Source organism: Myroides odoratimimus (assembly GCF_004337635.1).
Classification (GTDB): Bacteria; Bacteroidota; Bacteroidia; order Flavobacteriales; family Flavobacteriaceae; genus Flavobacterium; species Flavobacterium odoratimimum.
Window position 1 is genome coordinate 373967 of sequence record NZ_CP037427.1, and the last position, 14235, is coordinate 388201.

At 35.7% G+C, this 14235-nt stretch carries 13 protein-coding genes; 6 read left to right on the forward strand and 7 right to left on the reverse strand.

The features are described from left to right. Window positions 1-145 precede the first annotated feature (145 nt). The 3 genes from E0Z07_RS01770 (at window position 146) to E0Z07_RS18375 (ending at window position 3250) form a co-directional block, all read left to right on the forward strand. Window positions 146-1195, forward strand: a complete 1050-nt coding sequence (locus E0Z07_RS01770) for an integrase core domain-containing protein (protein ID WP_088656288.1) — start codon at window positions 146-148, stop codon at window positions 1193-1195. 220 nt (window positions 1196-1415) lie between these two features. Then, a complete protein-coding gene (locus tag E0Z07_RS01775) occupies window positions 1416-2624 on the forward strand; it encodes a TCR/Tet family MFS transporter (protein ID WP_131540172.1) in 1209 nt (402 codons plus the stop codon). 371 nt (window positions 2625-2995) lie between these two features. Beyond that, window positions 2996-3250: an antirestriction protein ArdA gene (locus tag E0Z07_RS18375; RefSeq protein WP_262711044.1), complete on the forward strand. Its 255-nt coding sequence runs from the start codon at window positions 2996-2998 to the stop codon at window positions 3248-3250. Here the strand turns inward: E0Z07_RS18375 and E0Z07_RS01785 are convergent. Next, window positions 3171-4079 carry an IS1595-like element ISBbi1 family transposase gene (locus tag E0Z07_RS01785; protein ID WP_005807145.1) on the reverse strand — a complete coding sequence of 303 codons (909 nt, stop codon included), beginning with the start codon at window positions 4077-4079 and terminating at the stop codon, window positions 3171-3173. The two genes, E0Z07_RS18375 and E0Z07_RS01785, sit on opposite strands and share 80 nt — an antisense overlap. A 195-nt stretch (window positions 4080-4274) precedes the next feature. On the opposite strand from E0Z07_RS01785, the gene putP reads away from it, so the two are divergent. Together putP and E0Z07_RS01800 are read left to right on the forward strand one after the other, a co-directional pair. Beyond that, window positions 4275-5777, forward strand: a complete 1503-nt coding sequence (gene putP, locus E0Z07_RS01790; RefSeq protein WP_006260266.1) for a sodium/proline symporter PutP — start codon at window positions 4275-4277, stop codon at window positions 5775-5777. A 315-nt stretch (window positions 5778-6092) separates the two neighbouring features. After that, a complete protein-coding gene (locus E0Z07_RS01800; RefSeq protein ID WP_006260267.1) occupies window positions 6093-7274 on the forward strand; it encodes an MFS transporter in 1182 nt (393 codons plus the stop codon). Between the two features lie 7 nt (window positions 7275-7281). Here E0Z07_RS01800 and E0Z07_RS01805 read toward each other — a convergent pair whose 3' ends face one another. Together E0Z07_RS01805 and E0Z07_RS01810 are read right to left on the reverse strand one after the other, a co-directional pair. Beyond that, complete coding sequence (locus E0Z07_RS01805; protein ID WP_006260268.1) at window positions 7282-7860, reverse strand: uracil-DNA glycosylase family protein; 579 nt, start codon at window positions 7858-7860, stop codon at window positions 7282-7284. A gap of 12 nt (window positions 7861-7872) precedes the next feature. Beyond that, entirely contained in the window at window positions 7873-8649 is a 777-nt protein-coding gene (locus E0Z07_RS01810) for an AraC family transcriptional regulator (protein WP_006260269.1), read from the reverse strand. A gap of 84 nt (window positions 8650-8733) precedes the next feature. Here E0Z07_RS01810 and E0Z07_RS01815 point away from each other — a divergent pair, with 84 nt between their 5' ends. Next, window positions 8734-9879, forward strand: a complete 1146-nt coding sequence (locus E0Z07_RS01815) for a multidrug effflux MFS transporter (protein ID WP_006260270.1) — start codon at window positions 8734-8736, stop codon at window positions 9877-9879. Window positions 9880-9907: 28 nt separating this feature from the next. Here E0Z07_RS01815 and E0Z07_RS01820 read toward each other — a convergent pair whose 3' ends face one another. The 4 genes from E0Z07_RS01820 to porV form a co-directional block, all read right to left on the reverse strand. Further along, window positions 9908-10327, reverse strand: coding sequence for a GNAT family N-acetyltransferase (locus tag E0Z07_RS01820; protein WP_006260271.1), 420 nt, complete (start codon window positions 10325-10327; stop codon window positions 9908-9910). Window positions 10328-10488: 161 nt separating this feature from the next. Then, window positions 10489-11886: a hemolysin family protein gene (locus tag E0Z07_RS01825; RefSeq protein ID WP_006260272.1), complete on the reverse strand. Its 1398-nt coding sequence runs from the start codon at window positions 11884-11886 to the stop codon at window positions 10489-10491. Window positions 11887-12124: 238 nt separating this feature from the next. Next, a complete protein-coding gene (locus tag E0Z07_RS01830; protein ID WP_006260273.1) occupies window positions 12125-12607 on the reverse strand; it encodes a cytidine deaminase in 483 nt (160 codons plus the stop codon). A gap of 81 nt (window positions 12608-12688) precedes the next feature. Continuing rightward, window positions 12689-13828 (reverse strand): type IX secretion system outer membrane channel protein PorV, encoded by a 1140-nt coding sequence (gene porV, locus E0Z07_RS01835; protein WP_006260274.1) that lies wholly within the window; start codon window positions 13826-13828, stop codon window positions 12689-12691. Window positions 13829-14235 lie beyond the last annotated feature (407 nt).

Below are 14235 nucleotides of genomic sequence, written 5' to 3' on the forward strand. Positions count from 1 at the left end.
AATCCTAAAAAAAGAATTTTATAAGCGGCCATTAGGCCCTCATTTTTCTCTACAAGGGGGGATTCGATCGATTCCCTTATGGAATTATTGCTCTAATCCTTCCTATCGACGAATTGGCAGCAAAACTAAAAAGGAAATAATCTCCATGCTGATAGAGGAACATTATCCATTAACCGGGAAACCATATCCGAAGCGTTTGATATTCAAGGTAGTCGGCTACAGCAGCAGCACCTGGTATGAAAACCCTACTCCCAAAACAGGGAAACGGGGCAGAAAACCCAAGCATAGCGATGAAGAGGTTTTACAGGAGATTAAGGAAGAAATTAAGAAGAGTACATTCAACGCTGAAGGTTATCTGAAAGTGAAGAAGCGCATGGGTAAAAGGAAGATAAACGCTCTGGTAGCCGGCAAGGCACGTGTGAACCGCATCATGCGGGAAAACAACCTGCTGAGCCCCTACAGAAGGCCCGGGAAGACGAATAAGCGCGAACATGATGGTACTATAATCACGGATGCACCCAATGTAATGTGGGCCACTGACGGGAAGAGGTTTTGGATTGATGGGTCAGGTTGGCATTGGTTCTTTGGTGTGATCGATCACTTTAACGATGAGATTATCTCATGGCATATTGCAAGGAAAGGCAACCGGTTTGCCGCCATGGAGCCTGTTAGGGCCGCTGTACGGAAGACTTTCGGTTCGGTAGGTAAGGATGTGTGTAAAGGAATGAAGTTGCAATTAAGAAGCGACCATGGCTCGCAGTATGACTCTGCTGATTTTATGAATGAAATGAAATTCCTGGGATTGGAGGTGTCCAAAGCGTTTGTACGGTCACCGCAATGCAACGGGATAATAGAGCGGTTTCACCGCACCCTGGAAGAACAGGTGTTGCAAACAGAAACATTTTCTTCCTTTGAGGAAGCTTATAACAGTATTAATCAATTTATTAATGACTACAACACGGATTGGATATTTCATAGACTGGAATACTGTTCTCCTGTAGAATACAGGGAAAAGTACGCCGAAAGCCAGCGAAAAGAAAATGATGACATACCATCGGGCAATAAGGATCCTGAGGTTCAGCTTGTCCTCATTTCAAGTGGCTCAATGCCACGAAGAAATGAAATAGCTCTTCAGTCAATGATAAAAGGGGCAATTACTTACAGTAACACCCCTTCAATAAATCCTTCGGTATAATATATCACCATCGGATCAGCTTGTCCGATACAAAAGTAATAAAAAAGATTAAATACAATTAATGTGCTCGGTTATTACGGGCTAATACATTATATTTGCACTATTATGCAGCAATAGTAAAATAACATTGAGAATTATAGTTATCCTTTTTTAAAAGGAAACTTAGAAAATTTAGATAGTACCTAAACTTTAGGGTACAGTTATTTTATTATATATAATCATGACATCAAACAAAACAAACAGTATTGTAATATTCATTACAATCACTATTATATTAGACAGTGCTGGATTTGGTATTATCTTTCCAGTATTACCCGAATTATTAGAAAAAGTCTTAAACGCTGATTTAAGTACAGCTGCCAAGTATGGCGGAATACTTACCCTTGCATATGCATTTATGCAATTTATATTTGCACCTATTCTTGGTATTCTAAGTGATTATTATGGACGTAGAAATGTATTACTGCTTTCTTTACTTGGATTCTCTATAGATTGCTTTATAATGGCTGTAGCTACTGAGTACTGGGTGTTGTTTATTAGTCGGTTAATAGCCGGTATTACAGGAGCTACATTCGCAGTAGCTTCCGCTGCAATTACGGATATCACAACTAGTACTAACAGAACCAAATATTTTGGTTATTTAAACGCGGCGTTTAATATTGGCTTTATTATTGGACCTTTAGTAGGAGGGTTATTAGGAGAGTACCACCTAACCTACCCCTTTTACTTTGCAGGAATCTTAGGTTTATTAAACGTCACTTATGGATACTTTTACTTTCCTGAGACAAATAACTTGCGTACTAAAAAACAAATTAGCTTTGCTAGCCTCTCTCCTTTACAAACCTTGAAAAGTATTAAACAATTTAAAGAACTTACAGTTTTATTTTTCGTATTCTTTTTATTATCAACGGCTTCACACAGTATGGAGAGTACTTGGTCATTTTTTACTATGATGCAATTTGATTGGAGTAAACAACACGTAGGATTTTCTCTAACTATAATAGGAATTATAGGTTTTGTAGTACAAGCCTATTTTCTCCAATACCTTTCAAAAAAACTATCTGATCAGAAGCTTATCTACATTGGGTTAATTGTAAGTTGTATAGGATTAATATTATTGGGATTTAGTACATCAGTACAACAACTATGGATAGGAATTACACTTTATTTACTGGGAAGTATTCATCAGACAGGCTTTCAATCTATGCTGTCTAAATCTCTTAATCAACAATATCAAGGAGAATTACAAGGAGTATTGGGAAGCTTAAACGGGTTAACAACTATAATAGGTCCTCCTATTTTCACCTATTGTTTTTATTTTTTTACACAAGACAATGCTCCATTATACTTACCAGGTATTGCCTTTATACTATCAGCACTATTAATTAGCACTAGTTTATATTTAATAATACAGTACAGTAGAAAATAACTTAATCATTACACATCCTCTATTCATAAATATTTGAGGGGGGATGTGTAAAACATTTAAAAAAAACCTTTTCAAACTCCCATTAATCTTTCTTATTACTTTATCAACTACAAACTTCAATAATTAGCCTATTCGTTTACTCAAATTTAATTTCTATAGTTAAGAGCCTTTGCTCTAGTATTTCAATAGGCAAAGTTTTTTAGCTTTTTAGTCTTTACAAGTTCAAGTCCTCTGAATTACTTCAATAAATCTTCCTCAAGCTTTGAGCGTATTTATTTTATAAAACTTGATGTAATCTAAAAATCAAAACTCAAGTGCTTTGAAATTAACCAGACCCTAAGGTCATAATACTATGTATCATGGAAAATTTAATGCACTCAAAAGTTTATGTTGGTACTTATGCTAAGTATAACAATGGTTCAATTAAAGGAGATTGGATTGAATTAAATAACTTTAGCTCCATTGAAGAGTTTTATGAGTTTTGCTCAGAACTTCATTCTGATGAAACAGATCCAGAGTTTATGTTTCAAGATTCTGATTATCCGTTTATGCACCTGTTATATTCGCAATTACTAGTCTGTCAAAGAGTTTGTCTCCAAAATACCGTCTGTTTAATTTGTAAATAAACTCGTTGAGATACAACTGTAAGTATTTCCTTTTGATTTTATGGTAGTTGCCCAGCAATGTCCGTTTTGCATTACTGATTGCGATATGCACCCATTTGAGTGTTTCCTTGGTGGTTTTGGCGTCTGATTTCTCGGTGACGTGCAATTCCACCAGATCGGAGATGTCAACGTAAGAAGTGCTTTTGTCCGAAAATACGATGGCATCATCCTCCATGCAGTCCCTGACCACGCCGTTGATTCCTTCACTTTGATGGCTATCCAGTACCCTGGCCTTGAAATAACGCACATGCTTCTCCTTTTTGCCCGTTTCGATATCTTCCAACGGGGTGCTTTCGGCCATCACCGCAACGTTCTGCTTTCCCTCGGCTCCCCGGCCACGTGTACCCTTGCCTCGCTCGATTTCCTTACTGGCCACCGAAAAGTAACCCTCATCCAGTTCTATCATCCCTTCCAGTGTATACCTTGCATCCCGGTTGCCCATCGCCCTGCGGAGTTTGTGTACCATCGCCCATACCGGTTCGTAACGCTTCAATCCTAATTGCTTCTGGAGTTCGTTGGTGGAGAATCCCTTTTTTGTGCAACTCATCAGGAACATCGTTTTGTACCACACCAGAAACGGCAGCTTGGAGCTCTCCATGATCGTACCGCTGCGCAACGAGGTGCGGAAACGGCAACCTTTGCATTCATAACTCCATTTACCCTGTAACCAATAATGGGAAGTGCCCCCGCATCGCTTGCAGACAACCCCTTCCTTATCACGCTGCTCCTTGAAATGCAAACGACAATCTTCCTCCGAACCGAAATGAGCCGTAAAACTGAATATGTTCATAATCCCTGCTTTTTGAGCGCTAATATACTAAAAATATTAGGTGTGTTTGCGGAGAATCAGATAATTATTATATAAAAAATCAAATCAAAAAAGAAGAATACTAAAATACACTATTCGTAATTAAACTAAATAATCTGGTCATTCATTGTATTATTTAAAATAATTAAATAAATTTAGCAAAAAAATAACAACAATATGTTTGAAAATATAGATCCAACTATTATAACATTTTCCATTTATTTAGTGGTTGTGTTAGGAATAGGTGTAATTGCGTATTTACGCACAAAGGACTTTTCTGACTACATCTTAGGAGGACGTAGTTTTGGTCCAGTAGTAACAGCTTTATCAGCAGGAGCATCAGATATGTCTGGATGGTTACTAATGGGATTGCCAGGTGCTATTTTTGGTAAAGGTTTATCTCAGAGCTGGATTGCGATCGGTTTAATTATCGGTGCATACTACAACTGGAAGTTAGTAGCTGGTCGTCTGCGTGTACACACAGAAATCAATAATAATGCACTGACATTACCAGACTTCTTCCACAACAGATTTGGAAAAGATGGTCAATTAGTAAAAACAGTATCTGCTGTAACTATCCTAATCTTCTTCACGATATACTGTGCGTCTGGTATGGTAGCTGGTGCTAGATTATTCGAAACGCTATTCCACATGGAGTATATCAATGCGTTATATCTAGGGGCTTTAGCTACGATAGCGTATACCTTCATCGGTGGATTCTTAGCAGTAAGCTGGAGTGATACGATTCAGGCTACTTTAATGCTATTTGCGTTAATCTTGACTCCTGTGATGATTATCCTATATATGGGAGGATGGGATGCTATCACTACTTATACAAACGAAGCAGCTATTGCTACTAATATTTCGTATTCAAGCCTAACACACAATGTAAGCTTTATCGCTATTATCAGTGCTGCTGCATGGGGACTTGGGTACTTCGGACAGCCACATATCTTAGCACGCTTTATGGCTGCTGATAGCGTGAAGACAATGAAGAATGCTAGACGTATAGGAATGTCATGGATGACATTATGTCTAGGAGGAGCTGTAACGATAGGTTATCTAGGAATTAGCTACTACTATAAACATCCAGAAATAGCTAGTGTAGTAAACAAAGACAATGAAATGATCTTCATAGAGCTAATCAAACAATTATTTAACCCTTGGGTAGTAGGTGTCTTACTTTCGGCTATTCTAGCTGCAGTAATGAGTACATTAAGTGCGCAGCTATTAATGTCTTCTAGTACACTTACACAAGACTTCTACAAAGCTTACTTCAGAAGAAGTGCTAGCCAAAAAGAGCTAGTGTGGACAGGAAGGTTTGCTGTACTACTAATCTCTTTAATCGCAATCATAATCGCATACGATCCAGATAGTAAAATTCTTGCTTTGGTAGCACATGCTTGGGCTGGTTTTGGAGCTGCATTTGGTCCTGCTATCTTATTCACTCTATTCTGGAGAAAAACAACAGGTATGGGAACTTTCGCAGGAGTATTAGTAGGAGCGGTAACTGTAATCGTATGGCCTATTCTATTCGGAGATACGGTATACGAAATCATTCCAGGATTCTTATTTAGTTCGATTGCGATCTACTTAGTATCTAACTATGGAAAACAAGCGTCTACTGAAATGATAGAGAAGTTTGACACTGCTGATGCTTTATATCACAAAGAAAAGTAATTAGATAAAATATATTTATTACAACCTAAACTCTAGGTATATAACACGGTGAAAAATGTTATATACCTAGAGTTTTTTGTTTATCCCAGAATCAGCAATAGGCAGATAAACGAAAAGTAATTATACAAGATAGGTCTGAATTAGCGATTTCAGCATACTATAGTATGGTTATAGAGCTAATGAAAGAGCTATGAAGTAGAATTGCTTTGTAGTATTTGGCTAATGTTGATTCTGGGTTTATATGAACAACATAAGATTAACATTGTACAAGAAAATGTAAACCAATAACTTTGCACCTCATAAAAACGATAATACGTGTCTAAATTTAATTCACACCCTATATACAATACTCAGTTTATACTAGTATGTTTAAGTTCTTTACTATTCTCTGCCAGTTTTAATATGCTTATACCTGAGCTACCTGATTACCTATCAGGACTAGGAGGAGCAGAATACAAAGGGCTAATCATCGGTCTATTTACAATCACTGCAGGTATCTCTAGACCCTTTAGTGGTAAACTAACAGATAAGATAGGTCGTGTGCCTATCATGGCTATTGGGTCGATAGTATGTTTTGTGTGTAGTTTATTATACCCTATTCTTACTACAGTATCCGGCTTTTTATTCTTGCGATTATTACACGGATTCTCTACAGGGTTCAAGCCAACAGCTACAGCAGCCTATGTAGCTGATATCGTACCTAGAGAGCGATGGGGTGAAGCATTAGGACTACACGGCATTAGCTTTAGTACAGGTATGGCTATAGGCCCAGCCATCGGTAGTACCATAAAGATGTACACCTCTATAGACTTTCTATTCTATACTTCATCTGCTTTTGCTCTACTTTCTATTGTGATCTTGATGAATATGAAAGAGACCTTACAAGTCAAAGAAAAATTCTCTTTTAAATTACTAAAAATATCAGGCAAGGACATCTTTGACTTAGGGGTATTCCCTGCAGCCTTTGTGACTTTTATGTCTTACATCGCTTATGGAGTTATTCTTACGCTAATCCCTGACTGGACAGGACACTTAGGCTTAGAGAATAAAGGGATCTTCTTTATGATCTTTACTATTTCTTCTCTACTAGTAAGATTTGTCGCTGGTAAAGTATCTGACAAATATGGACGTGTCTTAATCATCAATATTGGATTAATACTTCTGATTATCTCTCTAGCTATTATAGCATTCTACAAATCTACTAATGGGCTATACCTAGGTGCATTTATATACGGTATCTCTTTAGGTATCTTATCTCCAGCATTAAATGCCTGGACGATAGACTTCAGTCAACCTGATCAAAGAGGGCGTGCTGTATCTACTATGTACATCGCTCTAGAGGCTGGTGTCGGTGGAGGTGCTTTCTTAGCAGGGTGGTATTATAAAGATAATATCACTAATATCCCTACCATTATGTATGCTAGTGCAGTAGTTATTATCTTGAGTTTAGTCTATATGATGTTTAGAAAACAACTTTCCTTCACAAGTAAGGAATAAGGAAATACTACTTCTTTAAGATTAATTTGACTTGGTGCTGTAATATAGGTATAACCTCTTGTTCAAACCATCTATTCTTTGCTTTCCAGATATTATTTCTCGGAGAAGGATGAGGTAATGGAAAATAAGTAGGTAGATATTTATGGAAGTTATTTACATTCTCTGTCAATGAATCATTAGTCTTTAAATAATAATCTTGTGCGTATTTTCCGATTAACAAAATAAGCTTCACAGAAGTTAATTGGTCTAACAACTGAGCATGCCATGTGGGAGCACATATTTTCTTAGGAGGTAAGTCACCATTCTTTCCTTTGCCTGGATAACAAAACCCCATAGGAATAATAGAGAAGTTAGCCGTATCGTAGAACTCCTCTTCTGTCACTCCTAGCCATTGACGCAGTTGTTCGCCACTTTTATCTTTAAAAGGAATACCTGATAGATGTACTTTTAATCCAGGTGCTTGACCTATAATAATGATTTTAGACTGTACACTAGATAATACCACAGGATTCGCTCCTAGAGGTAGTTCTTCTTCACATATCTTACAAGCCCTAATATCACTTAATAACTCATCAAAACGATCCATACCTTCTTCTATTTATTGTTTTATTAAATATCGATGTGGGGTAATACCTGCGTGCTTTTTAAAAAACTCTATAAACGCACTATCTGACGAAAACTCCAATACATCTGCTACCTCTGAGATAGTCATATCCTCAGCCAACAACTCCAGAGAGCGGTAATACTTCCATTGCAATCGCCAATCTTGATAGACCATGCCTGTTTCTTTCTTAAAGATACGAGAAATCGTCTTCTCGCTAGCCCCTACCTCTTGGGTTAACTCCTTGAGAAATGGAGGAACTCTTTTCTCTATAATAAACTGTCGAATAATATCTTTTAGTCTCGTATCTTCGGGTATCTTCAGGTGATAATCTTCTATATGGGCTGCGTTTAATTCATTGCTAAACACATTAACTATAGCGAGCTGCTCATCAGTATAAGCCTTCCAATCCCAAAAACATATTCGTTCTATTAACTGCTCTAATAGAGGGTTGACCTCTAACACCTTGATTGTATCTGCTGTCCACAACTGCTCTTTTACTGTAAAATAAATAGAACGATAAGCAACTACATTTCTAAAGAACACGCGATGAGATAACCTTGCAGGTATAATCAACATACGTGTAGGTGGTAGAATCACCTGCATATCATTAGTCAGTAAGGTCATACATCCACTAGGTGCATAGAGAAGTTGCTGGTGCTCATTATGCCGATGAAAACCAGAATCATGCTGAACTAAATCAGATGCTAAACCTATAACTGGTAAGTCTATTTGTTCTGGGTGAAACTCTTGTTCTGAATACAGATATGCCATTTGTCCTTAAACTGGTATTTAATGAGTTTATAGTATTATAAAGGTACTACAAATTCTAAAGACCTTTGTCAAAAATTAAAAACAATGAAGACAAAAAACAGTTTAGCGCTAATGATTGTACTGATGATGTTTCCTCAATTCGTTGAGACCATCTACAGTCCTGCCTTAACGCATTTAGCTAAAGCATTTGATGTAACGAAGGAGACTACATTGCTAACGATAAGTATATACTTTATAGCCTTTGCACTTGGTGTCATCTTTTGGGGAATACTAAGTGATTATATCGGTAGAAGAAAAGCGATGCTAAGCGGGCTAATAACGTATACTCTTGCTTCTGTGTTAGCCTTGCTTGCTACTAATTTTGAAACAATACTTATCGCAAGGTTTATTGCTGCCTTTGGTATAGCTGTAGGATCAGTGATTACACAAACGATGATGAGAGACAGTTATACTGGAGTAGAACTAGCTAAAGTATTTTCTATCATGGGGATCGCCTTATCAGTAAGCCCTGTTATAGGATTACTAATGGGAGGAATTCTATCTAATCAATTTGGCTATTGGGGAGTATTCACAGTACTAGCTACCTTATCTATACTGTTAGTCAGTACATCCTTCTTCTCCTTAAAAGAGACAAAACAACATACTGACAAGATCACCTTAGATAAAATAATAGCCTTAGCTAAGACAATGTACACTGACTCTCTATTGTGGAAATATGCTTTGTTAGTCATGGCTTACAATGTCCTTCTATTTAGTTATTACTCATTTGCTCCTTTTATATTTGAACAAGAAGGATTAAGCCCAACAGTATATGGATATAGTGGTATTGTACTAGCAGTAGGTTCTTTTATAGGAAGCTCTCTAAACAAAAAATTACTAGAGAGAGGATATTTACCTATTGCCTTAATGAAGATTGCGGCAACTATAGCTATTGTGAATGCTTTAGTATTAATTCTAATAGGGAATACGCTTTACTTTCTAATCCCGATGGTATTTATTGTAACTGCATTCGGGATAGCGATTCCTAATATCCTTAGTCAAGCCTTACTACAATACAAATCGTCCATAGGTACAGCTAGTGCTTTGTTCGGATTATTGTATTATATCTTGATTGGTACAGGTTTATACATTAGTAGTACTATGCCTAATATCACTGTCGTAATGATTAGTTTTGCTACTATAGCGATCTTAGTTTCATTACTTATTAAAAGCAAAAAGGCGACTTTATAGCCTTGCTATAAAGTCGTCTTTCACTTTCTTAATTCTTCTTGACATACCCCATTCCTCTAGAGACAGGCCATACTTCTTTAAAACCATAATGCTCATATAACTTATAAGCTTCACCATCTGCTATTAAGTTTACATAGCATGACTCAGGTAGATTATCATTAATAAATTCTGTCAATGTAGTCATTACTAACTTACCTAACCCTTGTCCTTGGTACTCTGGTAATACACAAATATCCACTACCTGACAATGACACCCTCCATCACCTACTAATCTTCCCATCCCTACGAACTTATCATTATTCTCTGTATCTAGTATCGACACACAGCATAGAGAATTAGCAAGACCAATCACAGCTGCCATAATTCTCTTTTCAGATAAACCACAGGTTGTACGCATATTAATATAATCCTCTGGTTCTATTATATCATAACAAATCTTATATCTCATATCTTCTTTAATCTTTTTAGATAAACAAATATATAATTGCTGTTATTCTCTTCCTAATCGTTTGATTAGAATGTGATAAATTGTAGCAATACAATGACTAAATGAATTACTCAAATGATAATCTACAAAAAAAAGGACAGTACGAATACTGTCCTCTATGATTATTTATCTTCTGATTGTTCTTCCTTCTGTTCTTTAGTTAAAAGGCTTAACTCCACTTGCTCTACTGAATTGCGATACATCTTAAGTATTTTTCCTTCGTAGTCATCAAGTCTTATAATATCTCCTACTTTAAACTCGTCATCAGGACACTCTTCACTGATTAAACCTGCAAGTGTATCATAGTGTTCACTTTCTTCAAACTTAACAGGTACTAGTCTATTAATATCAGATAAGTTATAATGTGCACTAACTACATATCTACCTTCTCCCATACTCTGTACTACAGGTTCTTCATTGTCATATTCATCTTGGATCTCTCCTACCAATTCCTCTAGAATATCTTCCATAGTCACAATACCTGTAAACTCTCCTACTTCATTGGTAGCAATAGCCATCTGTAAGTGTTTTGCTTGGAATTGTTTTAATACATTTTTAATAAGTGCATTCTCAGAGATATAAATAGGTTCACGTAGTAATGAAGCTAGATCTGTGTTACTCTTATCTTGAATCATTGCTTTCATCAAGTCTTTTGTATAAATAACACCTTTAATATTATCTAAATTATCTTCATACACTGGAAAACGAGAATATCCTTCATTGATTGCATAATCGATAGCCTCTATTACACTTGTATTAATCTCGATAGCTGAGACATTTTTACGTAGGCTTTGAATATTATTTACACGTCTGTCATCAAAGTCGAATACATTCTGAATCAGAACACGCTCTGTTTCTTCAATAGCTCCTCCTTCTTGACTCTCAGTAATAATCATCTTAAGCTCTTCTTCTGTATGAATATCAGCTCCGTGAATTGGGCTAATACCTACAATACGCAATATACCATTAGCTAAACCGTTCATCAACCAAATAATAGGTCTAAATACGAAATAGAATATACGCAATGGAAGTGCTATAGTAAATGTCGTCTTCGTTGGGAAGTGAATAGCTAGTGATTTAGGTGCTAATTCACCAAAAACAATATGTAATATTGTGATAATAGCAAAGGCTACAGGAAATGAAACACTCTTAGCTACACCATACCATTCAGGTCCAGTGAAACCAAAGATTTCAAACAAATACATAATAACAGGTGTTAATGAGCTTTCTCCAACCCATCCTAACCCTAGTGAAGCAAGGGTAATACCTAATTGTGTAGCTGCTAAATATGCATCAAGATTAGAAACAATATTCTTAGCAATACCTGCTACTTTAGAATTTAGTTCTTGATGAACTTCTATTTGAGAAGTACGAACTTTCACAATTGCAAACTCTGCTGCAACGAAAAAACCGTTTAAGAAAACTAAAAATAAAGTAAGTAATAATTTACCTACTGAAATCTCTTCGTGTACAATGTTAGAACCAGCCAACATTGTAATGATCTGGGCGTATGTATCCATTTTAAGAATTAAAAAAAGCCAATGGTTAAATATTTTTTAATGGCTTAAGGTTTATATCATTGTGATATAAATCTCGTATCAAAATTAATAATTTAATTGACACAGTATCTATCAATATTTACTAATTTTTAAAAAATATCACAATGCTTATAAATATAGTCAACTTTGCACTAATGTTATAGTACAAATCGAAACTCACTTAACAAAATAAATGCGATTAGCTCTTTTTTTACATCTTTTACATCGAGTCTTTATCAAAATGAAAAGGCAAGATATTTACTAACGAAGGAGAGTAACACACTTTACCTTCTGCTCCCATAAAGAACATTTCTATAGCAGAGTCTTGTTTTGTCTCATATTCCAAAATACTTTGTCTACACGCTCCACATGGAGGAATTGGAGTACTCGTAACTTTTAAATCTGATGATGCAGAAATAGCTATCTTCAAGATTCTCTGATCTGGATAATTAGCCCCTACATAGAATATAGCAGTACGTTCAGCGCATAATCCTGATGGGAAAGCTGCATTCTCTTGATTAGATCCCACTACGATAGTTCCGTCTTCTAATAAGATAGCTGCACCTACTCTAAACTTAGAATAAGGAGCATAAGCCTTCTTTCTCACTTCTACAGCCCTATTCATTAACTCTTGATCTTTTTGTTCTAATTCTGCTATTGAATCATATTCTAAGAACGTTGTTACGATTTCAATTTTTTTCATAATCCTTGACTATTAGAGATAAAAAATCCAAACGCATCTTATTGGGGATGGTTTGGATTCAATACAAATATACTATTTTTTTTAACCTCTTCGATAAGTTTTTCTACCTAAATCGAATGTTAATGAGAATCGCAATGTATTCTCCATTGGGTTATTTATTTTTGATGTTGAAAATAAATACGATAGGTCTATAGCCATCATATTATATTTAAAACCTGCTCCTAAAGTTGCATACTGTCTAGCTCCTTTTTCTGGACTTTCGTGGAAGTATCCTGTTCTAAAAGCAAATTTATTGTCATACCAATATTCTGCTCCTAGAGACCACGCTACTTCTTTCAGTTCTTCACTAAATCCATTAGGCGCATCTCCAAATGATTTAAACACTCCTTTAAGCCATCCAGTATCATTATACTCGATTAACGCTTCTGGATCATTTCTATATTCTGGTGGTGTCGGAACTAATAACTTATTAAGTTCTCCTGAGATAGTTAATGTATTCTGTTGATCAATAATAAAATCAAAACTACCTCCTAACTTTAAGTTAGCAGGAAGAAAAGATCCATACTGTTCATCTTCATACTTTATCTTAGGTCCTAAGTTTTGAATATTAAACCCAGCTCTCCATCTACCATCGAAAGTACTAAATCTAATTACATCTGATTCATAGAAACCTGCTATATCTACAGCTACTTGACTCGCCATAGAGTTAGATCCATCTAATTCTGGCATTCTAAGATTAGAGTTGATGAAACGTCCGACTACTGCCATACCAAAACGATCACTTAATTTCAATGAATAAGAAATATCAACAGCGAACTCATTAGGCTTTTTTATGATTGAACTTGATTGATAACTATCTCTAAACTCCATTTCACCCATTCCAAAATAACGTAAACTTGCTCCAATAGCACTACGTTCATTGAACTTATTAAAATAGGTTAATTGACCTAAAGCCATATCGCTACTAATTTTAGACATATAAGGACTATAGTTTACAGAAAAACCTTGTGCTTGTGTAGCAAATGCATACTTCGCGGCATTGTGTTGTTGAGAAAACACATCACTAGAAGTCGCAACCCCGATATCCCCCATCCCTGATGATCTCGCATCTCCAGATATTAATAAGAAAGGTACTCCAGTAGTTATAGGTCTTACTACTTTCTGAGCGTATATAAACTGCCCCGCTAAAACAGTAAGAAATAAGGCTGTAACTTTTTTCATCTTTATTTTTTTAAGATTCACAAATATAATCTTTTTAACATTACTAAAATCTGACTCTAGCTATTATTATAACTTATAAAAACAACAATTATTATTTTGATCTTCATTATAAACGAAATATATACCTTACTCTACAAGAAACTTTGACCATCAACATTTTAATTCTTTTTCACGTATCTTATACAAAGTAAACTTAATACTATTTTTACTCAAACTAAGGGCTATTCCTTGTATAATTCAAAGATATTCACCCCCATTTTTATACTATTAAAAGAATCTACTTCTAATTTTTGGTATTAATCTTATTACAGTACATTTTTGCATTATAATTACTTAATTAAACATAGAAACAAAAGCAAATTCACAAGAGAGAACAAGCAATCTTCTCCTTATATTGTCAATTATTT

Coding starts and splice junctions, on each gene's coding strand:
- E0Z07_RS01805 (WP_006260268.1), bottom strand. CDS start 7,860: ATGGATCGTTTTGATGAGTTATTAAGTGATATTAGGGCTTGTAAGATA.
- E0Z07_RS01785 (WP_005807145.1), bottom strand. CDS start 4,079: ATGAACATATTCAGTTTTACGGCTCATTTCGGTTCGGAGGAAGATTGT.
- putP (WP_006260266.1), top strand. CDS start 4,275: ATGTTTGAAAATATAGATCCAACTATTATAACATTTTCCATTTATTTA.
- E0Z07_RS01775 (WP_131540172.1), top strand. CDS start 1,416: ATGACATCAAACAAAACAAACAGTATTGTAATATTCATTACAATCACT.
- E0Z07_RS01830 (WP_006260273.1), bottom strand. CDS start 12,607: ATGAAAAAAATTGAAATCGTAACAACGTTCTTAGAATATGATTCAATA.
- E0Z07_RS01825 (WP_006260272.1), bottom strand. CDS start 11,886: ATGGATACATACGCCCAGATCATTACAATGTTGGCTGGTTCTAACATT.
- E0Z07_RS01820 (WP_006260271.1), bottom strand. CDS start 10,327: ATGAGATATAAGATTTGTTATGATATAATAGAACCAGAGGATTATATT.
- E0Z07_RS01810 (WP_006260269.1), bottom strand. CDS start 8,649: ATGGCATATCTGTATTCAGAACAAGAGTTTCACCCAGAACAAATAGAC.
- porV (WP_006260274.1), bottom strand. CDS start 13,828: ATGAAAAAAGTTACAGCCTTATTTCTTACTGTTTTAGCGGGGCAGTTT.
- E0Z07_RS01770 (WP_088656288.1), top strand. CDS start 146: ATGCTGATAGAGGAACATTATCCATTAACCGGGAAACCATATCCGAAG.
- E0Z07_RS01815 (WP_006260270.1), top strand. CDS start 8,734: ATGAAGACAAAAAACAGTTTAGCGCTAATGATTGTACTGATGATGTTT.
- E0Z07_RS18375 (WP_262711044.1), top strand. CDS start 2,996: ATGCACTCAAAAGTTTATGTTGGTACTTATGCTAAGTATAACAATGGT.